Genomic DNA, 20,663 nt, shown 5'->3' with positions numbered 1-20,663 from the left:
GTCGTATGCGGACTCGACAATGGATGCGGTACGGCATCGGACTGGCGGTTTCATTCTGGATCTGGTCCGTGCTTTTAGTTTATGCGCAAGGCCCTGGAGGCGCGAGAGGCATATATGTGGTTCCGGACGAAGAGAAACGGTCGGTGATTCAGGAAGCCGACGGCTTTTCGTATTTGGGTGGCGACATCACGTTGAATCAGGCGAAGGTTCAGGCGTTGGCGGACGCGAAGAGAAACGCGGCCGAAGCCGTCCTTACGTACGTGCAATCGAATACCAAAGTAGAGAATTTCGAGGTGCAATACGATGTGATCCTGTCCAAGGCGGAGGCCGCCATACGGGTGATCGACCAGAAAGACCAAGGAATCGTGGACAATACGCGGTACCATGTCTGGATCAAAGCCGAGGTGTTCTACGATCTGGCTTCCAAAGCCGAGAAGCCGGACATGCCCCTGCTCATGGACGAAAAGGCGCCTCTGACCGTGAAAATCTGGACCGAGAAAAAACGGTACAAGAAAGGCGAGCGCATCGTCATCCATATGAGGGGGAATAAAGACTATTTCGCCAGGATTGTGGACAAGACCAGCACCGGAGAGCTGGTGCAGCTCCTCCCCAACCGGTTTCGTCAGGCCAACCATTTCAAAGGCGGCGAGATCTACACCATTCCCGGTGAGGGGGACCGCTTCGAACTGGAGGTAGGAGAACCTTACGGAAAGGATCGGATTTTGGTGTACGCAAGCGAAGCGGCGCTTGCGGATGTTCCCATGCGCGTTCTTGGCGGGAGCGGATTGCAGGCGTTCGACGGCGGGGAGGAAGAACTCGCACAGCGGATGCGGGGTATTTCCGTGGTTGCCGGGGACGGGACGCCGTCCAGCGAGCCTGTTGCTGCGGAAGCCTCCGGCACGGTGTTTTATGAAGCCGTCTGGGAAGTATGGACTGCCGAATGACACTACCTTCGCCTAGTGCTGAATTTCGGTAATCAAGGAGAGTCAAAGTGTACGTGAAAACAGGCCGCGCTTTTCGAATGTTACTTTTTCTATTGTGGGTAGTATTATGCGCCCCGGTCGCATGCTCCGAAGCGGGCGACATGTCCGAACCCGATGCTCGAGTCCCCGAAACGTTGGTCATTTCGTGCGACCGGGAGTTTCCTCCGTACACCACGGCGAATGCCGAAAACGAACCAGCCGGAATGCTCGTGGATCTGTGGCGGCTCTGGTCCGACAAGACGGGACACAAGATAACGTTTCGGGTTTCCGACTGGGAAGGTACATTGAGCAATCTCAGACAAGGTCTCGTGGATGTTCACATGGGTCTGTTCAGGAACGAGGAAAGAGAAACCTGGATCGACTTCTCGATGCCCATCTATGCTTCCGGATCGGCGCTTTTCTACCCCTTGAACCAGGGCACGGTCCTTGACTTGAGCGGTCTCAAGGGTCTCAAGGTGGGGGTCGTCCGGGGGGGCGACGCCGAGAACTTCCTGGCCGTGCACAAGCCGGATCTAGTCCTCGTACGGTACGACGAGCCCAAGACAATGGTCCGAGCCGCGCTATCGGGGGGCATCCGAGCCTTTGCCGACGAATCGTTGGGCATGCTCACATTGCTCGAACCTGAAGGGTGGAAGGACCAAATCGGGAAGCCGGCCGAAGAGTTCTACACCAAAGACATGTGCGCCGGGGTCCGTAAGGGCCGGAAGGAATTGCTGGAACTCGTCAATAGAGGGTTGAACGCTATTTCGAAGGAGGAAATGGCTGAAATCGAACGGCGTTGGATAGCGGATCCGGGCGTCCGTCGGTTCGGCCCTTGAATCGTTTCGGATACTTGGAATGGACCTCCGCGTTTGTGGTGTTCCCAATCCATCAACAGTGGAGAACGGAGCCAAAGATTTTGAGGTATTAATAGGGGAGGTGCAATCATGAAGAACGGTCTGAAGTGGCTGGTCTCCTTGGTGTCCGTGTGCTCGCTTCTCGGCTTAGCCGGTGCTTATATGGTAGAAAAGCAACCGCCGCCAAAGAGTGCCCACGATCACATGGAAGGAACCCAACACGGGCACATCGAGGCGCCGGAGGGAGTTGAGAAGAGGGTGAACCCCGTTCCGTTCGAAGCGGAATCCGTTTCACGCGGTGAGGGTCATTTCAGCAAAAACTGTGTCAGTTGCCACGGCGCCTCCGCCAAGGGTGACGGACCCATGGCGGATAAGCTCCCTCACAGACCCGCCGATTTGATACGGGCCATAGTTGAAGAGCCGGTAGGCAAGCTCGCGTGGATCGTATCCAATGGATATGGACACATGCCGGCGTGGAAAGGCGTTCTGTCCGAAAGAGACATCTGGGACGTGCTGAATTTCCTGAAGATGAAGGAACAATTATCCAGATGATTGCTGAAGTGGGCAACGATCCGCAGTGATATTCGCACATACGTACTCTTAATGACAAAGCAATCTGAAACGGCGTACTCAAGCCCCGGTTGCCGAATAGGTTGAGGAGAGGGAAGTTGAGAAATCGAATTGTGAATGGTGCGGGCATGTTGGCGACGTTTATCGCGGCCGTATGTGGTTTTGGACCCGGTGCTTCGCTCGATACGAGTTCCGCGCATGCCCTGACGGCGGATCACCTGGCTGTCCGGCGGTTCAGCCGTATCCCGGACAAGTGGATCGACGCGGCCAAAACGCTCGCCTTTCATTATGCGCACACCTCCCACGGCTCGCAAATCGTGGCCGGCCTTCTGGCCCTGGAAGCGATCGATCCTAAATACAGTGCTGCAATCAGGGAAGACGCCGACACCGCGGCATTGCCTCCTCAGGAAACTCCACCGGCTTTCCGCATGTACGACGGGAACCCACCGGAAACCTATATCGAGCCCGATGACTATTGGGCGACCGACTCAGGCCTGGACCGCACCCGGGCCGTGGCGAACACCGGGCTGTTCAACTTTTCCATGTGGGCATGGTGTGGCCAGCAGTCCTCGAATTCCGAGGAAACGGTCAACCAGTATCTGGCCGCTCTGGATACATTGGGAACCGAGTTTTCGGGCATGAGGTTTATCTATATGACCGGGCACACGGATGGAGGCGGTGCGGACTTGATCCGAAACAACCGGATGGTTCGGGATTACGTGAACGCAAACAACAAGATCCTTTACGATTTTGCGGACATCGAACAATACGATCCGGACGGAAACTATCATCCCGATACGGACGATTCCTGTACCTGGTGCGCCGACTGGTGCAATGCGCACCCGGACGATCCGGACTGCCTGTACCGGCCGGCGGACGATACCGAATGCGCGCATACGCACGGCCTCAACTGCATGCTCAAAGCCAAGGCGTTCTGGTGGCTGATGGCCCGATTGGCCGGCTGGAACGGAATTCCAACGGACTCCGCCGTAACGGCGCCGTTGACTATTCTGTTGTCCGCTCCCTAGTGATCGTCCGCGTCGAGGAATAGTAGAAACAGCCGTGAAGTGAGTGATCGACAGCCGTTCGTGGCGGTAGGAAATGTTTACCGCCATAAGGGTGGACGCGGCGCGGAGACAAGGGGCGCCTCATCTGGTCTGCCGAAGGGGGCATCTGTCCTGTCGTATCTTCTCTTGAAGTTCCCCCTCGATGTCGCCCTCGAGATCTGCGAGCTTCGGAAGCGATGTCGTGTTTTCCGCAGATTCGAGCAACCGCTCGAACAATTCCACCAGCCATGCATTGACACGCTGAAACGGTTCACTGTAGGGAGCCTCTTTTTCCCAGTAGATGGGCGACATGGGCTCGGACATGGCCTTGAGCACCGAAAGGCAACAAAAACGCATCACTTTGGACATCCACAAAACCCGAGGGTCCAGAAACGTCACTTCGCCTTCGAATCCGAGGTAGCCTCGCGGCTCGAGCCTGCCCGACAATTGGTATTGGCGATAACCGGGCGTTCCCATGAGCACGATCTGGCGGTGGCAAAGCACATTAGCCGTCCGGCCCAAACGATCCAGCAACCGGTTCTTTGTCAGGAAATCCAGGTTGGCTCGCAGGTCTTCCATGGTTCCGTCCGGCTCGAACATGATGAAACCCACCTCCGGCTCGATGCCGAACGACCGGCACAGGGCGATGGCCTCTTCGGCGGTTTCCCTCGAACAGCCCTTGCGGAGCCGCCCCAACGACGCCGTCGAGCCGCTTTCGATGCCCATGAGGAGGCTTTCGAGACCCGCAGCCCGGAGTGTCTCGAGCAGCCTGCTATCCAAATCGTTGGGCCTGCTTTCCATACCGAATGTAACGCCGAGAGGTTCGAGACGCCGGGCCAACCGGATGATCCGCTCTTTGCCCTCGGTCCCCGGTCCCACGAAGTTGGCGTCCACAAAATAGAAATCCCGGAATCCCCGATCCGTCAAATCCTCGACTTCCCGGATCACGTTCTTCACCGATCTCCCACGCCAGAGCGGACCTTCGCTGTAAAAACAGGGCACCGGACAGAAACTGCACTGGTTGTAACACCCGCGGCCGGCCAGTATGCTTGCCGTTGACGGTGGAAGCTCGAATCGAATCGGAAAGGGAAAGGCGTCCGGGTCCGGGGCCGGAGGGCGCCTTGCCGCCATCTCGATTCTTGCCGGCGTCCGGAACGCCAATCCCGGAACATCCTGCCACTGGCGGCCGGATCGCAGTCTCTCGGCCAAATCCACCAGAGTGTGCTCGAACTCGCCCACGGCAATACTGTCCACAACCCGGTTATTCATGAGGAGGACCGGATATGCCAGGGTCGGGAAAAAGCCGAACAGGCAGATATGTCCGCCGTATCCTTCGTCTCTGACACGGGATAGGCATTGAAACAGCGCACCCGTATGTTCCCAGAAATACACGGCGTGTACGAACAGCGCGTCGGGCGGATGCGCCAAAAGGTCCGAGACGGTTTCCCCGAACTCGTTGTGGCGACTCGGAGCGTCCAATAGGCTGACGTCATGTCCGGCTTCCATCAAAGCGGCGGCCGCGTAACCGGCCATGAGACAGGACCAGAGCGGCGTGTTGGCGATCTCGTTGAAGCGTTTCTCAGAAGGAATCCGCGGATGCTCGAGTATACGGATGTTCATGGGGGTTCGTCCTCGTTTCCATGGTCAGACCCAACCGCGAAAATACGCCGGCCAGGTGGCAGTGGGCTTCCATTTCGTGCAATACATGTGCGAATGTTGGGGGATTGAAATAGGTTGGATACAAAAGATCCGTGGCCGGGTCCAGAAATCCGTCATTCGCGAGTTTTCCGGTCAACGGCGCCCCGGGATACAGTCGAACGTTATTGAACACCACGGCGCCCAGATTTCCCGCCTTGGAATGGATGTCCAAAATACGGTCCAACGTGGACCAGGCCTCTTCGATCAGTATCTTCGAGTCTCCGGGCAAATTGACCAGAAAATGGCAGACCGTGATAATGCCGCTTCGGGCGGCGATCCGGGCCGCGGCAAAAAGGTCCTCTGTTGTCATATGCTTGTTCAATGTCCGGAGTCCCTGTTCGGCAAGCGCGTCGCCGGAGAAATAAAGGGCTGCCAGGCCTGCGTCCGACGCCAACCGGGCCAAAGATTCCGACAGCGTGTCTTCCCGGAAAAAACCGGTCCATTCCACGCGCAACTTTCGGTTCAGAAGCTCGCGACAGATCGCCTCGAGATGTTCCGGCGGGCGATTCAGGACCGGATCCGTGAAATGAAAAAGACCGACGCCATGGTCCGTGTGCAGCCGTTCCATCTCGTCCACGACGCTCTTGGGGCTTCGAAACCGGTGTTTCCCTCCCCCGAGACAAGGATAGACGCAATAGCCGCACCTCAGGTCACATCCCCGTTTGCTTTCTATTCCCATGGACGCTACGTAGGCGTTCCCACTTAAGTACGCCTCCGGGGGGAAGCTTTTCACGTCCAAGCCGGGGAGGGTGTCCAGATCCGAGACAAAGGCCCCGGGCTGTTTGACGATTCCGCGCTTCGTCCGGTAAACGAGTCCGGGAATCGCATCGCGGGTGCGATGGAGGGACAAGAGGCGGGGCAGGGCGGTTTCCCCCTCTCCGATGATCCCCGCGTCCACCTCGGGCGCCTCGATCATGATCCGCTCCGCGAACAGGGAAAAGGCCGGACCTCCCGCCCAAATCCTTGCATGGGGAATCGACGCTCGAACCAATTTGGCGGCCGTTTTCAAAGCGGAAAGATAGGAAGCCTGGTGACCCGCCAGAGGATCCAGGTTCCGAAACGACAATCCCACCACGTCGGGCTGGAACGATTGGAGAGCGTTCCGGAGTTCCGGCCAGGGATCCGCAGCCAGGTTCAAATCCAGGGCGGCCTTGGCCGCGTTCCGGGGGACCAGCGCGGAAAGCCTCGAGAGGCCCAAGGGATACACGCGTTCCCCTGCGCCCAGATGAGATGTGGGTAGCTGAACCAGCAATAACCGCATGATAATGATCCACGGGGGAAAACTTTTGAAACCCCGCCTGTGGCGGGGCTCCCCCGTACCCCCTTTTCAAAACTTTTGAGGTTGGCATCACCCCTCGACAAGCTCAGGGCAGGCTCCTGAGGGAGGCGCTCACACCATAATCCACCTACGGGCAAGGCCCCAACTACCTTGCGAACAGATGCCACATATACCATTCACTCCAGGAGCAATAGTCCGATGTATTTTACGTATTGCAGCGGTTCCGTCAGAGGTTCGATCCGAATACCGGCATTGCGCGCCGTGGCGTACACGTCCATGCCGCAGGCTTCCATGGATGGGCGGGCGCGTTTGGGATGACGGCATGGGCCTTCGACCGGGCAGGGCGAACAGAGAGGGCAGGGTCCCGCCCCAAAGACCAGGGCTTTGTGAAAGCCGGCCAGAAAAGCCTCTTTTTCCACTCGAAGCAAATTTTCATGGAATTCGAGTCCGGGTGGAGCGCCCTCGATCACCATCACGGTGGCATAGGTGTCCAATAACCGTCTGGTAGCCTCCTCCGGCATGGCGAAAGGAGGACATTGACGGTTGTTGGAGTATCCGGAGCAGCCGAACCGGCATTTCAAGCGCACCCAGGGTGCGACGACCACCTGGTCCGCGGGCATGAGAACGGCCCGGGAAAAACCGGAGGATCGGGCCGCGTGCAACAATCCCTCCATCTCCGGGCGATCCGTGTTCTCCAGGGGTCTGCGGGAGGCCAGTATCACGGAGGTATCCGAAGGTAGATCCCGGGTCGCCACGTGCGTCATGCCCGCTTCGGAAATCCATTCTCCGACATGCGCCGTATCGTGGCACGCGCCGTTATACGTATTCAGCATCATGTTCAGATCGTACAGAACGCCCTTGTGGGGGGAATGCCCGAAGCGGTCGGGAAAGTAATCGTGGATGACCAGCAAGCCGTCAGGGGCCAGCAGGCCCAAGGCCTTATGCAACAAAAGACGCGCTTCTTCGGGACCGTAGGCATGGAGGAAATTGCTCAACAGCACCAGCCCGAAGACCTGCTCCCGATCGAAACGATGCGTTCTGAAATCGCCTTCTGAAGTCTCTATGGATTCCCAATCCGCGGGATCCGGATACAGCATTTTTGCGGCGCTCAGGACCTCGGGCAGTTCGAACAACACGGCGCGGCTTCCGGGCCTGGTTTTGATCAATGCGCGGCTTAAGGCGCCCGCCCCGCCCGCCACATCCAGAATGGGGGATTCCCATGTTTGGCTTTGAATCAGGGACACGATTTCGGGCGCTTTCACCCTTGCAAGCGCGTCCAGGGCGCGAACGTATCTTTCCGTCCTGCACTCGTAGTCTTCCCCTTGCTGGGCTTCGATCCTTGCCGATGCGTTGCGGTCCGGAGACACGGCCTGCGTGAGCCCGGACCATTTGGGCCGGATGTATCTCCGGTACAGAAAAAAGTCGCCCATGTAGGATTCCGAGCCCGGAATGAGATAGAGGCGGGCGATCGGGTTGTTCGACCAACCTTCATTGGTGCGACACACGAGTTCCAGCCGCTCGAGCACCCTCAACAACCGATCGAGAGATTCTTTCCGGCAGCTCGCCGCACATGCCAGACGGTCCAAATCCTGGTTGCCGGCCTCGATACAGCCAAAGAGATTCAGATCCAGAGCGGTAAACAAAACCTCGGAATACCAGTGCGCCGTGGCCAGATCCTCGAGGAATTGGAAACCACGATGCCCGGCGTCCGATTGTTGAAAAGGCAGTGCGACCGGTAATTTTGTCATAGCTGTTGTTAGGGGAACCCTTCTGTAGAATCCCGCTGCGGCGGGACCTAACCCCTCCCAAGACTTTTCTCATTGGGGTCACCCCGCGTCCCGCGGGGTGACCCGGGACCCCATCTGATATTCATTCAGTGATTGAGCCGCTCAGCCGGAGGCGGTGCGGCACGCTTAAGGAATTTGAAGGGAGTCTGAGGGGAACTTTCTAAAGTTCCCCTCAGTAAGCTCTCTCTTCATTCGGGTTCGTTACGGCGGCCTGTTCGAAGGTCAACATCTCGGCTCCGATTCTCGCGGCCGCCGCAAGGATGGACAGGCCGAAGGCGGCCCCGGTGCCTTCTCCCAGGCGCATGTCCAGATCCACCAAGGGCCTGAGTCCCAGGCTCGACAGTATCAGATCGTGTCCCAGCACGTGGCAGCGATGGCCGCTGAAGAGGTAATCCTTCACATGGGGATGAAAACGGCTCGCCAGAAGTGCGGCGGACGTGGAGATGAAACCGTCCACCATTACAGGGACGCGGTGCGCGCAGGCGGCAAGGACGAGCCCGGCGATGCCTCCGATTTCGTAACCGCCCACCTTGGCCAGCACGTCCAAGGGGTTGTCCGGATCCGGAGCATTCACAGCGAGGGCGCGCTTCACCACTTCGATCTTGTTGCGTAGGGCGTAGTCGTCGAGACCCGTGCCCCGGTTGACCAGTTCAACGGGATCGCGTTTCAGCAGGACGGCTGCAATAGCCGATGAAGGGGTCGTATTCCCGATGCCCATGTCCCCGGTGCCTAATGCGTCCAGTCCGAGTTCGAGTTCTTCTTCAAACACCCGGATGCCCGCTTCCACCGCCTTCCGTGCGTGTTCGATCGACATGGCGGGACCCAAGGAAATGTCCTGTGTTCCGTCGGCGATCCGGCGGGCAAGAAACCGGGTCTTCCGGTTTCCTGTCAGGGCGGGCTCGGGTAGTCTTCCGGCCACGCCCATGTCCACCACGGTGAGCCTCGCGCCCACGTGCCGCGTGAGCACGTTGATGGCCGCGCCCCCGAGCAGGAAGTTGTTCACCATCTGACAAGTCACTTCGGAAGGAAAGCAACTCACTCCCTGTGCCGCAACGCCATGGTCCCCGGCCATGGTCACTACGGCGAGACGCTTCATCTCAGGAAGCGGCGTTCCCGTGATGCCGGCGAGCCGCACTCCCAATTCGTGCAACATGCCCAGGCTGCCCCTGGGTATGGCCAGGGAGTCGTGATGACGCCGGGCCTCGTTCATTGCGGCCCGGTCCAGGGGGCCGATGCGTTGGATAGTCGTATCGAGCATATCTGATCCTCAGGTTAGGCCTTATGACTCGAGCGAAGGGTCGTTTGAAAAAGTTCCGTGGAGGCCCGATTCGCGCAGAAATCCCCGCACATGGTGCACACCTTTTCGTTCGAGGGCGAACGGTCGTGCCGGATGCGGCGCGCGTCCGCGGGGAACAAAGCGTTCGCGAACTGCCCTTCCCAGTCGCAGTCCCGGCGTGCTTTGCTCATGGTCAGATCCCGGCCTCGAAAGCGTTCCGGATGCTTCGAAAGATCGCCGATATGGGCGGCCAGGCGGGCCACTTTCACCCCTTCGGCCACGTCCTTCTCGTTGGGTAATGCCAGATGCTCGGCCGGAGTGATGTAGCAGATGAGGTCCGCGCCGTAACGAGCCGACTGGGCCGCACCGATGGCGGCCACCACGTGATCGTAGGCGGCGCCCACGTCCGTGGGTAGAGGTCCGAGCATGTAATATGGAGCGTAGTTGCTCATGCGCTTCTGCAGAATGATATTGGCTTCGATTTCGTCCATGGGCACGTGTCCGGGTCCTTCCACCATCATCTGACAGCCCAGCCGGCGGCCTTCTTCAGCCAGCTCGCAGTTGATGATCAATTCCTGGACCATGGCCCGGTCGAAGGAATCTCCGATGGAGCCCGCCCGGAGACCGTTTCCCAGGGAAAGCACCACGTCGTATTTCTTGAGGATTCCAGCTACCCGGTCGAACCGGTCGTATAACGGGTTCTCCTTACCGTTGGCCTTCATCCAGGCCACCAGGGAAGCGCCGCCTTTGCTCACCAGACCGCCGTAGCGGTAACCTTGTTTTTCCAGTCGCTCGATGGTATACAAATTGATGCCGCAGTGAATGGCCATAAATGAAATGCCGTCTTCGCACTGCCGTTCAATCAGATCGAAGAGCATTTCCTCATCCAGCCGGTTGGGATCGCCGTATTTGCGAGTGGCTTCGCAAAACGCCTGATACAGGGGTACGTTCCCCACCGGCAATTCCACTGCGGCGATTACCTCTCTCCGAATCCGATCCAGGTCGCCGCCCACGGACAGTTCCATCAACGTATCCGCTCCGGCTTCCTGGGCCGTAATCGCTTTTCGTACTTCCGCGTCGATGTCCGCGATGTCCGTGGACGTTCCGATGGAAGCGTTGATCTTGGTGGAAAGCCCCATCCCAATGCCTACCAGGCGGACTTTCCGGTTCCGGTTAAGCGGAATTACGATCCGCCCCTCGGCGATGCGTTCGCGAATGACCTCAGCCCCAAGACCTTCGTCCCGGGCCAACTGCGCCATTTCCGGCGTCGTTTCACCTGCCACGGCTCGTTCGAGTTGCGTTTGATGCACGGTAACCTCCTTTGTTACGGAAAGAGAAAGAGTTCGTTAACAGGGTGCCCCAAACCCTTCCCAAAACTTTCAAGAAACGGGTCACCCCGCGTCCCGCGGGGAGACCCTGGACCAAGCCGCGGGCTCCGCGCTGTGACTCAGGAACCTCCCCGACATGGCAATTGCCTTGAGGGCGCCAACCCTTGGGAGGCGCTCAGTTCATGAAATCCAGGGGTGGGTTCGGGTCTGCCTCCGGCGGATTCCCCCGAGAGCTTCCACACGTGCTCCGTGAATCGCTTCAAATAAAAATCCCCAAGCCGGATTACCAGCTTGGGGATTTGCCATCTCCACCAACTGTGGTTCTTAGTCGCGTCGTCCGAAATCGCCCGGCAGGTCTTCTGACTTCCGGATCATCCTAATTCCCGCGCCTTCCCATGCGGCTTCGCCAAAAACACTTGCCGCACAGTGGCCGTTGCGGGTTTCGTCCCCGGTTACAGCGGCGGGTCCGTGCCGGTGTTTCACCGGCTTCCCTATCAGGCTCCGTTCCGGAGCCACCAGCATTTCGATACGAGCTGAATTTGGTCACCTATAACTTTGCGAGAAGAAGATTGTCAAGCGTTTATCGGTCTCGGTTTCTTGAACTGTTTAAGAAGAGCTGCGTCCCGGCCGGGAAGGCGCCCGAAGTGTGACCTGTCTGATAGGTGCTGTCGGCAGGGAGAAAGCGGCGGAACCCTGTTCTTCGTTGGGAGATTGCCACATGCCCCAACCCTCGCCCCCGCATGGAAACCGGCGACCTCTCATGGCAATGGGCATAGGGGATGTTCGATCCGTTGGGTCCATTGGTCCCCAAGACGAGGGGCGCCCGGATGTCCTGTTTAGGCAGGGGCAAACGATATCGGGCCGCATTGACACAGAAGCGCAAGGCCGAATATAATTTATATATTGTCTTCGTATTGTTATGGCAATGATGAATGGTCCCCGCTCCAACAGCGCCGACACGGCTCTTCCCCATTAAACATGCCGACCATTGGCCGGTATGTGAAACGAATAGCTCTCCCAAGAAAAGCAGCGCTTTCGCGTCGCTCGCTTCACCGCGCTGCTAACAACAAGCGCGCCCACTCCGGTGACGGGCTCGGCCTTCAAGGTGGCCAGGGCGACCGGAAATTCCAGGCAACCCGTTAAGAAAGCCGTTTGGTTCTTTTGAACATTCGCATGAACCAACGGAAATTAGAAGGAGGGTACTAATGGCCAAGACAGCTTGCCACTTGTACGTTCTGCGGGTTCTGTCATTCTTTTGTCTCTGTCTGTTCATAGTCGCGTCCGCTGAAGCGGCGCGAGACGCCGCCTCCGTTGAAACCGAGACGTTGGAGCGCTTCAGCCGTATCTTTAATGGTCCCGATTCGCACCCTGCCCGGGGCGATTCCCCCGGTATCGACGTGAGCAAGTTGAGGCCTGCTCCAAAGCCGTCCGCCGAATACGGCGTACCCTTCTCGAAGGCGCTGTCGGGAGCTTCACCGGTGGCTGCCGCATCGAGCGCCGTCGCCTTTACGGGCCTGAAAACCGCATACTTCGGAGGGGACATGTTCGTGGTCAAGGTGAATGTCTCCTTCGATTCGTCCAAGGAAACCGCCGACCTGTATGCAGCGGCTTGGCTGGACGGCCAAAGCGCACCGTTGTTCTTTACGGGCAACGACCTGTCGCCTCTGGATTGGGCCGCTGTTCCGGCGCGGACGGGGATTTCTCAGGGTAGCGGGAGTTATGAAGTGTTCACCTTCAAGTTGCCCAATCCCATGGGCCCTCTGAAATTCACTTTGCTCGCGGCGCTTCTCAAAGGAGGACAGCCTTTGACCGGGGAGAACCTTCTTTCGAATGTCGCGAGCGCGGAAGTCAAGTTCATTGGAGGCAGCAGCGATACCTCTGAAAAGGGCCAAACGGACGTATTTCGCTACCTGGCGCTGGGGCTGGGTCAACAGATATTAAGAGGAACGGTGCATCAAGGGGTTCTGAGACGGATGGACCTCGGTTTCAGCCTGAAAAGGTCCGACCTGCCTTCGGGATTTACTTCGGACGATGTTGTTCTAGGGCTCCTCCCTGCCACTCAAGGGCTCTTGAGAATCACCGAGCCCAAGAAGAGCCTGAGGATCATCAAGCGCGCGGGAACCGCTTCAAAGAAATATCACTTCGAGCAGACCTACAAGGACATTCCCGTATACGGTTCATGGTTCAAAATGTCCGTTAAGGAATCCGGCGACTCATTCTCGCTGGACTCCCTTTCGGGCAGGTATGTTCCGGACCTCCAGTTGACCGACACTTCGGCGGCTTTGGATGGGAAGGATGCGCTGCTGGCCGTGGCCGAGGCCAACGGCATCGCCTCTCTTTCAGAATTGGAGGTGGTCATTCCTCCGAAACTGTGGATTTTCGATGCCGCTCTCCTCGCCCCGGAATGCCCCAACTGCCCCGAAGTCTCGTATGATCCCCGCCTGGGCTGGCGGGTCGTGTTTTTCTCCCCGAAAGAGCATGGAGCCGTGGCGGATGCTTTTGTAGACGCCTTTACGGGAGAAATTCTCTTTCAGCAGGCACGGACCGACGGTGAGCTCCAGCTCAATCTTTTTACCGCGGAGGGCAACACGAGCAGCACCTGTTTCGCCTGGCAGGCCACCCGGAGGGAGCAATGGTACGACGAGGAAGGGGAATGCGATTACTCGAGGCACTGCCGGAAATTCAATTATTGTCCTCTCGAAGGGTACGCCTGCGTGAACCCGGACACGGAGGGCGTGGACGCGGACTTTTTGAGCAGAAGGATCTATGATTTTTACCTGAGCGTCTTCGGGCGGAGGTCCTACGACGGAGACGACTCCTACATTTGGACCTACCTGGATGTTGGATTCAGTCCGGACAACGCCAGTTCCACGGATTGCGGCGCGTGGACGATCCATCAGTTCTCGAGCGGGATGTGCACACCCGATGCTTACGGGCACGAGTTCGGGCACTCTTTTCACGATTCGGAAACCAACTTCGTCTACAGCAACGAAAGCGGCGCGGTGGCGGAGCATGTAGCGGATATGTTCGGGCACTTTTTCGAGTGCTGGACGGGACCGGACTGCAATTGGCAGATGGGTGAGGGCAGTGTTTTGGGTCTCGCTTCAACCTGCGGGAGTTTGCGAGACATGGCTGATCCCCCGCGATGCGACAGCGATCCGGACCATTATTCGGCGTATGTAAACACCACCAGTGACGAAGGCGGAGTGCACACGAACTGCGGCATCCTAAACAAAGCCGGCTTTTTGATGACCGACGGGGGGACGTTCCGTACAGTCATCGTTACCGGAATCGGCGAGGAAAAATCCAGAGCCGTCTACTATAAAACATCATTGATGAGCTCGACAGAAACACGGGGTTCGGGGATTTTTCGAACGGCATACAGGATGCCTGCCGGGATTTGATCGGTGAGGGAACGGTGACCGCCGACGACTGCTGCCAGGTGAAAAACGCGTTCGCCGCGGTTGAACTCGGTTTCCCCGACCAGGACTGCGACGGAGAGGAAGACCGGTTCGACACGGACGACGACAACGATATGGCTCCGGACGACACGGACAACTGCGTCCTTGTTCCCAATTCATCCCAACGGGACCGGGACGGCGACGGCGAGGGCGACGCCTGTGACGCCGACATTGACGGAGACCATATTAACAACACTTCAGACAATTGTCCCAATTCGTCCAACCCGGAACAGGCGGATTTCGACGGAGACGACGAGGGAGACGTCTGCGACGATACGGACGATGACGGAGTGCGAGACAATGTGGACAACTGCCGGTCCGTTCGCAATCGCGACCAGGAAAACGCCGACGGAGACGGACAGGGAGATGCTTGTGATTCCGATATGGATGGCGATGGAGTAGCCAATACGAGCGACAATTGCCAATACGAGGCCAATGCGAGTCAGACGGACACGGACGGAGACGATGTCGGGGACGTATGCGACAACTGCCTGTCCGTCTCGAATCACGATCAGGGCGACATCGATGATGACGGTTCGGGGAACGCCTGCGATGACGACGACGATGGAGACGGCGTTCCGGACGACAGAGACAACTGTCCGGAGGAGTACACGTACGTGTCGGAATGGATGATCTGCCCTCCCGAGTCGTTTTGCAGCTACGGATGCCCTCCGCAGCACATCATCGAGGGTCCGTCCCAATGGATATTCGATTATGGAGACCTTGGTCCGGGACATCCGGCGGCCATGCGCCCGACGCTCGAAATACCATTCGATCCGTGCCGGTTCGTAGACTGCCAGACCCAGACGCTGTTTGGCGAAGATACGTATGTGACCCTGACGCTTGATCTGTCGATGAATCCGGCCTCCGGAGCGTCCACAACGGATCACGCCATTTCGTTGCATTTCGCGGTCCTCGATCAGGCCGGCCATCGAGTGGCGGATGCTCAGACGCTGATAGAGCATGTCTCTCCCGAGCCGGCCTTATTGCCGCAGGCCGCCACGAGCCAGGTCACGCTCTCATTCCCGCTGGCGCCTTCGTACACGTGGAGGTATTCGGGCAAATTCGACCAGGAAACGAGCCCCGAAGCGGCCCTTCCCTTGTATCATCTCGTGCTTGTTCCCGAAGTAGGGGATGAAGCGAACCAGGTCCTGCTTTCCAAAACGCCTATTAACGCAACAGTGCACGTGCAAGTGGGCAAGCAGGACAAATGAGCCGATAGAAACAGGGTATGTGGATCTCCTTCGGCAAAGTCTTTTCAAAAAGGCTGCGCCGAAGGAGTCGTACTCTTGATGAAGTTGGATAGCGGATTGACGAGGGTGTGACGCATCCGTTTGGCGCCCGGATTGCGCCCTTCGGTGATTGGCTCAAGGCAAGCCGAGATTTCCCTCTGCCGATCGCAGCCCGACTGTCCGGTCTCCGCCTTAACAGGATTACCAGTCGAATCCTTCCTGCTTTCTGACCTCCCGGTAGTGGTCCATGGTTTCTGTGAATGTTCCCATCTTATCCATGGCCTCTTCCTCATTAAACACCCGCAAGTCCACAATATCGCCTTCGACGATCACGCCGGGCACCTTGATTTCTTCGAGCAAAAGATTCCTGGCGTCCAGCAGCGAGTACGTCGCCGGGCGGCAGGACCGGAGCGGATGCGCCAGGAACCCGTCCACTTTATACTTTTTCGCCCAATCCAGCGCAGGACCCATCATGAAACTCGAGCTGATATCGTACTTCCGGGCAAACTCGTTATATTCCATCCACTTGTGGTAGGTTATCCGGGCGTTCAATTCCAACGGATCCGTAACCCCGTGCCTCTCTTTTTCAGGCAGGCCCGCCGCGTGATAACTCCAGCTTTCGATAGCCACCACGATTCCCAGCTCCTCCGCCAACCGGTCAAAGAATCCCAGGGAATGCCAGGGAGGAAGCTCGGAAAACATCACACGGTACTTTTCGTTGGGAACGGCGGGGATCCCATGATCGACCCTGTTTTTTACTTCAGCGTACACGCGTTGATAGAATTCATATGCTTCCGGGTCGTGCGGCATATACAGGTGAGCCATCATGACCGCCCAGAAATCCTGGGCCACCATGGGTGATGGTATCGCCTTGCGAAGTTCGTCCACTTCGCGGGCCAGGTTCAATATCTTGATGGTTTGGTCCAAAACTTGACCGTAATAGTCCCAATCCATTTTCTTGCCCAGAAGGCTTTCCAGGAAAGCCACGAATTCCCTCAATTGATGTGTAATGAATTGGATGTTTCGTTCTTTATTCCCCGGCAAGAAATACTCGAAGGTGCCCGTTTGAGGAAGTTCCAGGGTCCAGAGAGGAGTATCGTCCAGAAATCGTCCCAATGCCTGAAACCACTTATAGCGCGCATCGCAGCCGGCTCCCGAGCCGATGAGGACCGCCGGTTTCGCCAATCCCCCTCCGGGCGCGTCCACCGGCGGCACAAACCGGTTATCCTTCAGAGTCTTGGCGTAGCCAAAGCAATTCCTGGCGTAGCCGCAGAGCGTGCTAGGAAACCCTTCGGAATCGCTGATTTCGAGAAATCGTTCGGCCTGACGCACGGAGGCACAAAAAGCGCCGTAGTTTTCTGGAAATACCACCTCGAGGCCCATGGCCCTGGCGATCAGTTCGCCCTCCCACCAGGTAACCATGGACCAGGCCGTCGGGCGGCCCTCTTTGGCGGCTTCGATGGCGTTTTTCAACATTTTTTTGCCAAAATAGCCTGCCTCCCGGGCCGTCTGTAACGTCTTCCCTGAAGTCTTTTTTTCCTTTTTGTCTTCCATGGTTCATGGCTCCCTTTTGCGGGTTTCAGGAAAAAGACCGCTGCGAACGGGTCATAAGGACAAGAAGGGTCGTTTGGATGGATGCTCGGATATGGTATCCCGTCGCGGCTCCAATCGCAAGAGCAATCGAGGCATCGCGGTCTTCCGGCGCAGTGTAGAGGACGTATATTTCAGCTTACAGCGTCTGGTCGTGAAACAGGGGCTGGGATAGAGACATTACCGGACCGTTTCACCGCGAGCCGCCGGACTGCAGCCGGTTTTTTCCGCTTTGATGGTTTTCCGACCGAGGAAGAAGTGGGGGAAGCATTTTTTGGGGGGAGTACCGGGTGTTCCGGCCGTCTTGGCTCAGGAACGGTTTTACGTGGCCGGATCCTAGGCAATGGGAAATCATCGCGTAGCGGGAATGCGATGAAATGGAAATAACAAGGGATGGGCGGCAACCACCCGGAACGAATAGAATGTTCATAGGATTCCCCTGCTCAGGCAACCAGCCTATCGTACAATTTCAAGGGATCCGAAAGGACTTCGTCAACTCTGAGGCTGTCTGCAAGAGGACCGCCGGCTATGATCTTGACATCGGGTCTGGCGGCCCTGACCCCCTCGATTATGGCCTCAACGCTCGATTTTGTCCTGTCCTCTGTACACGTGAGAATCACGAATCTCAGCGAATGATCCAAGAGTATTTGCGATATATCTTCCAGGAGGATACCCTTCCTAAGGCTGTATATATTTAAACCTTTGGCCTTCAGCAGAATCGCTATTACGTCTCTCGTGGTAATATGACCCTCGCCCTTCACCGAGGCGACCAGAACCGAGAATGGAGGTTTTTGAGGCGCCCCTATCTTCGATTCCAGCACCCTCAGCACCTTCATCGTCGCGAGAAAGCAAGAATCCCACGACTTGAGCGAACCGTCCGGGTCTCTTTCATACCAAGCCCCAAACTCAGTATGGGCTCTTAACACGCTACTGACGACAATCTCTTCGACTCCAAACCCTCCGTCGATGGCGCTGTTCAACTCCTGCAGTGCTCTCGATCGGTCACCAATCATTATAGCCTGAGCTATAGACTCTAACCGGCTTTCTCTCGACATCGCGGGCGCTCTCCATAACGACGTTTTTCAACACCTTCCGGTCATAAGTTCCATCCCTACTTGCGGGAGATTGGGATTGTGTTATTGGCTTAATTTACCATTGGATCCTTTGAAAGTTTGAACGATAGCATTTTTGGGTTAGAATGTCATTATGCTGTATGTGGCTAAAATTGTTCAGAATTGAATGCTACTGCTATGGCCGGTGGCTCGAATACGCGGATTCTCGGGATGATCGGACCCGGACATATACTCCCTCTCCCTGCGTCGAAGATCCTGAGCCTGCCGATAGGGGAGAGGTCAGAGGCTTGCCCGGCATTTTATCCCGGCGTAGCCTGGCGAAGCGGGAAGCGCAGCGACGTTTAGGTGAAGACGTGTTGCTCAATGATTGAGCATCATCCCCCCACCAATTGCTCAAATTCCGGGCAATATCGGGGTATCGGCCGTGGCCCGAAATCGGAGAATTCCTGTAAAATAAATCTGTTATTGCAAACAGCATACAAGCTGCACTAGATTTGTACTGCAGGACTGGGATATTTCTGGCAATATATGGTTGAATCACCCTGTTTGTCGACTAAACCGAGCCGGGTCGACAGATTTCGCGACATATGAAACCTGCAATCGCGTGCAGATGGCATGCTTCCACGGATTAGGAGCGACATGAAACAGCATGGCTCGACGAGGACCCGGCTCTAATGAGAACGAAAAAGGACTTGGCAAGAGCCGGGAGCAGGCTTGTCATCTTAGTTTCAGCTCATTTTTTACCTCATTAACTGACAAAAGCAGCTCGGGAGCGTATGATGCATAATGAGTTTACGGCGATTATAGAAAAGGATGGAGAATGGTATATTGCCTACTGTCCCGAAGTTCCTGGAGCAAATGGGCAAGGCAAGACGATAGAGGAATGTAAGAAGAGTCTATCGGAAGCTATATCACTTATACTGGAAGACCGGCGTTCGGACGCGATGCGCGGATTACCGGAAGACGCGATTCAAGCTGTCGTCGCAGTCTCATGAAAAGACAAGCCCTTCTAAGGCATTTGCGCCGGTATGGTTGTTACCTCAAGAGAGAAGGCGCTTCTCATTCGCTTTGGATGAACCCGGCGAATGGTTCTCTTGAAACGGTTCCCCGGCACAATGAAATTCCTGAAAAGCTAGCCGGAAAAATATGTAAAGGACTCGGAATAGTCGATCTAAGCAAGAATAAATAGAAAATTCTGCGGATTTGGATGAAGAGCAAGGGAAGCCGTTGCGACGGCATGAGCGTACGGGTCGACCCTTGGGAAGCGTGTACTTCCTCGATCGCCTCGAACGCATGCTCGCCCGTGTGTTGCGGCCACGCAAGGCAGGAAGAAAGGCCAGAGCACCGGCGAAATAGGTAAGGTGTTCCCGGGTTACTGGAAGATGTTGCGCCATCCGATCCCTCGCCGGATGATGTGACGCAACGCCCCCGGCGCACCAATGCGTGCCCTTCGTGGCATGAGCTCTCTATATCATAAATGAAAAAACACAGAAACGCGCAAAATCAACCCCGTCCCCTATTTCACCTGAATCTTTGCACCGTTCGACCGAATCATAGACTTCGCGCGTAGGGTGGCCTTTGCGAGCGATCCGGAGCTATACTGGATGTTGTGTTCGCGCCCCTTTCTGATATACTGAAAATGCTTCATATCCCTGCGCGATTTCGACATCAGCCGGTCTCATGCGGGCGCATGGGCGGACAGGCGCACTTTGCGTTCACCGAAGCGTTGGCCTTGTGGATTGATACGAACCTCTGCGATAGTGGGAGACAATAGGTGAGGGAATTCAGCGTCTTAATTGAAAAAGATGAGGACGGCTATTTTGTTGCCTCTGTCCCGGCCCTTCGTGGATGTCATACTCAGGCAAAGTCTCTCGACATGTTGATGAAAAGAATAAAAGAGGCTATCGAACTTTGCCTCGAGGTGGAAGAGCCGGTATCCAACGAATTTATTGGAGTTCAAAAAGTGGCCGTCAACTGATGACCGATTTCCCAGCCATAACCGGTAATCGACTCATTCGTGTTCTGCGTAAGCTCGGATTTGAAGTTATCCGCGTAAAAGGCAGTCATCACTTCCTCCGCCATCAAGACGGTCGATGCACAGTTGTACCTCAACACAGGGGAGAGAGCATTGGCCGCGGCCTCCTTGTTCAGATTTTACGAGACTGCGATATCACAAAAGAAGAATTACGGGAAAAACTTTGAACGAGCGTGTCGCTACGCACCATACCGGGTCTTTCCGCCGGGAGGTGTCATAAGCTAATCGTTATACCCGAATCCCACCCCGTTCCTCTTCTCCACCCGCAAAATCCGGACATATACTCCCTCTGTCAAGAATCCTGAGCTTGTCGAGGGGGGATAGGTCACCGAAGTTTGACACTTGGCGGCCGATAAATCTATCATAACATATTGGAATCTGGATCAAAGTTGGATTTTGTCGTGTCGGATATGTAGTGTATAATTAAACCATTAATATATTGACATAATGTGCTTAATAATGTATTATG

At 56.6% G+C, this 20,663-nt stretch carries 16 protein-coding genes and 1 riboswitch; of the genes, 9 read left to right on the top strand and 7 right to left on the bottom strand.

Annotation, left to right across the window (positions count from 1 at the left end; genetic code table 11):
- Positions 1-5: 5 nt before the first annotated feature.
- The 4 genes from HY788_04245 to HY788_04230 all read left to right on the top strand — a co-directional run bounded on the left by HY788_04245 (position 6) and on the right by HY788_04230 (position 3,417).
- Positions 6-944, top strand: coding sequence for a DUF4384 domain-containing protein (locus tag HY788_04245; GenBank protein MBI4773383.1), 939 nt, complete (start codon positions 6-8; stop codon positions 942-944).
- Between the two features lie 140 nt (positions 945-1,084).
- The gene (locus tag HY788_04240) at positions 1,085-1,801 is read left to right on the top strand and encodes a transporter substrate-binding domain-containing protein (GenBank protein MBI4773382.1); all 717 of its coding nucleotides are present in this window, start codon (positions 1,085-1,087) and stop codon (positions 1,799-1,801) included.
- 108 nt (positions 1,802-1,909) lie between these two features.
- Positions 1,910-2,371 (top strand): cytochrome c, encoded by a 462-nt coding sequence (locus HY788_04235; GenBank protein MBI4773381.1) that lies wholly within the window; start codon positions 1,910-1,912, stop codon positions 2,369-2,371.
- Between the two features lie 116 nt (positions 2,372-2,487).
- Positions 2,488-3,417, top strand: coding sequence for a hypothetical protein (locus HY788_04230; protein ID MBI4773380.1), 930 nt, complete (start codon positions 2,488-2,490; stop codon positions 3,415-3,417).
- Between the two features lie 120 nt (positions 3,418-3,537).
- Here HY788_04230 and HY788_04225 read toward each other — a convergent pair whose 3' ends face one another.
- The 5 genes from HY788_04225 to thiC all read right to left on the bottom strand — a co-directional run bounded on the left by HY788_04225 (position 3,538) and on the right by thiC (position 10,785).
- Entirely contained in the window at positions 3,538-5,055 is a 1,518-nt protein-coding gene (locus HY788_04225) for a B12-binding domain-containing radical SAM protein (protein MBI4773379.1), read from the bottom strand.
- Positions 5,015-6,394 carry a radical SAM protein gene (locus HY788_04220; protein ID MBI4773378.1) on the bottom strand — a complete coding sequence of 460 codons (1,380 nt, stop codon included), beginning with the start codon at positions 6,392-6,394 and terminating at the stop codon, positions 5,015-5,017. The genes HY788_04225 and HY788_04220 overlap by 41 nt, the downstream gene beginning before the upstream one ends.
- Positions 6,395-6,588: 194 nt before the next feature.
- Positions 6,589-8,160 (bottom strand): methyltransferase domain-containing protein, encoded by a 1,572-nt coding sequence (locus HY788_04215; protein MBI4773377.1) that lies wholly within the window; start codon positions 8,158-8,160, stop codon positions 6,589-6,591.
- A 211-nt stretch (positions 8,161-8,371) separates the two neighbouring features.
- Complete coding sequence (gene cobT / locus HY788_04210) at positions 8,372-9,457, bottom strand: nicotinate-nucleotide--dimethylbenzimidazole phosphoribosyltransferase (protein ID MBI4773376.1); 1,086 nt, start codon at positions 9,455-9,457, stop codon at positions 8,372-8,374.
- 14 nt (positions 9,458-9,471) lie between these two features.
- Positions 9,472-10,785, bottom strand: coding sequence for a phosphomethylpyrimidine synthase ThiC (gene thiC, locus HY788_04205; protein ID MBI4773375.1), 1,314 nt, complete (start codon positions 10,783-10,785; stop codon positions 9,472-9,474).
- 349 nt (positions 10,786-11,134) lie between these two features.
- Positions 11,135-11,338: riboswitch (cobalamin riboswitch) on the bottom strand.
- Between the two features lie 670 nt (positions 11,339-12,008).
- Here thiC and HY788_04200 point away from each other — a divergent pair.
- Positions 12,009-14,207: a M4 family metallopeptidase gene (locus HY788_04200; protein MBI4773374.1), complete on the top strand. Its 2,199-nt coding sequence runs from the start codon at positions 12,009-12,011 to the stop codon at positions 14,205-14,207.
- The gene (locus HY788_04195; GenBank protein MBI4773373.1) at positions 14,204-15,478 is read left to right on the top strand and encodes a thrombospondin type 3 repeat-containing protein; all 1,275 of its coding nucleotides are present in this window, start codon (positions 14,204-14,206) and stop codon (positions 15,476-15,478) included. The genes HY788_04200 and HY788_04195 overlap by 4 nt, the downstream gene beginning before the upstream one ends.
- A 219-nt stretch (positions 15,479-15,697) precedes the next feature.
- Here the strand turns inward: HY788_04195 and HY788_04190 are convergent, their stop codons facing one another.
- Positions 15,698-17,050, bottom strand: coding sequence for a 2-hydroxyacyl-CoA dehydratase (locus HY788_04190; protein MBI4773372.1), 1,353 nt, complete (start codon positions 17,048-17,050; stop codon positions 15,698-15,700).
- A 479-nt stretch (positions 17,051-17,529) separates the two neighbouring features.
- Positions 17,530-18,141, bottom strand: coding sequence for a cobalamin B12-binding domain-containing protein (locus tag HY788_04185; protein MBI4773371.1), 612 nt, complete (start codon positions 18,139-18,141; stop codon positions 17,530-17,532).
- Positions 18,142-18,938: 797 nt separating this feature from the next.
- Between HY788_04185 and HY788_04180 the strand changes: the two genes are divergently transcribed.
- The 3 genes from HY788_04180 (at position 18,939) to HY788_04170 (ending at position 20,361) form a co-directional block, all read left to right on the top strand.
- The gene (locus HY788_04180) at positions 18,939-19,154 is read left to right on the top strand and encodes a type II toxin-antitoxin system HicB family antitoxin (protein MBI4773370.1); all 216 of its coding nucleotides are present in this window, start codon (positions 18,939-18,941) and stop codon (positions 19,152-19,154) included.
- Positions 19,155-19,933: 779 nt separating this feature from the next.
- Positions 19,934-20,137: a type II toxin-antitoxin system HicB family antitoxin gene (locus tag HY788_04175; protein MBI4773369.1), complete on the top strand. Its 204-nt coding sequence runs from the start codon at positions 19,934-19,936 to the stop codon at positions 20,135-20,137.
- The gene (locus HY788_04170) at positions 20,137-20,361 is read left to right on the top strand and encodes a type II toxin-antitoxin system HicA family toxin (protein MBI4773368.1); all 225 of its coding nucleotides are present in this window, start codon (positions 20,137-20,139) and stop codon (positions 20,359-20,361) included. The genes HY788_04175 and HY788_04170 overlap by 1 nt, the downstream gene beginning before the upstream one ends.
- Positions 20,362-20,663: the final 302 nt, after the last annotated feature.

The sequence above is a fragment of the Deltaproteobacteria bacterium genome, from assembly GCA_016208165.1.
Taxonomy (GTDB): domain Bacteria; phylum Desulfobacterota; class Desulfarculia; order JACQYL01; family JACQYL01; genus JACQYL01.
This window is presented reverse-complemented; position numbering and strand designations above follow the sequence as displayed.

Excerpts from the sequence above, each read along its gene's own strand:
- HY788_04245 (MBI4773383.1), top strand. The coding sequence starts at position 6 with ATGCGGACTCGACAATGGATGCGGTACGGCATCGGACTGGCGGTTTCA.
- HY788_04240 (MBI4773382.1), top strand. The coding sequence starts at position 1,085 with ATGTCCGAACCCGATGCTCGAGTCCCCGAAACGTTGGTCATTTCGTGC.
- HY788_04235 (MBI4773381.1), top strand. The coding sequence starts at position 1,910 with ATGAAGAACGGTCTGAAGTGGCTGGTCTCCTTGGTGTCCGTGTGCTCG.
- HY788_04225 (MBI4773379.1), bottom strand. The coding sequence starts at position 5,055 with ATGAACATCCGTATACTCGAGCATCCGCGGATTCCTTCTGAGAAACGC.
- HY788_04220 (MBI4773378.1), bottom strand. The coding sequence starts at position 6,394 with ATGCGGTTATTGCTGGTTCAGCTACCCACATCTCATCTGGGCGCAGGG.
- HY788_04215 (MBI4773377.1), bottom strand. The coding sequence starts at position 8,160 with ATGACAAAATTACCGGTCGCACTGCCTTTTCAACAATCGGACGCCGGG.
- cobT (MBI4773376.1), bottom strand. The coding sequence starts at position 9,457 with ATGCTCGATACGACTATCCAACGCATCGGCCCCCTGGACCGGGCCGCA.
- HY788_04200 (MBI4773374.1), top strand. The coding sequence starts at position 12,009 with ATGGCCAAGACAGCTTGCCACTTGTACGTTCTGCGGGTTCTGTCATTC.
- HY788_04190 (MBI4773372.1), bottom strand. The coding sequence starts at position 17,050 with ATGGAAGACAAAAAGGAAAAAAAGACTTCAGGGAAGACGTTACAGACG.
- HY788_04185 (MBI4773371.1), bottom strand. The coding sequence starts at position 18,141 with ATGTCGAGAGAAAGCCGGTTAGAGTCTATAGCTCAGGCTATAATGATT.
- HY788_04180 (MBI4773370.1), top strand. The coding sequence starts at position 18,939 with ATGCATAATGAGTTTACGGCGATTATAGAAAAGGATGGAGAATGGTAT.
- HY788_04170 (MBI4773368.1), top strand. The coding sequence starts at position 20,137 with ATGACCGATTTCCCAGCCATAACCGGTAATCGACTCATTCGTGTTCTG.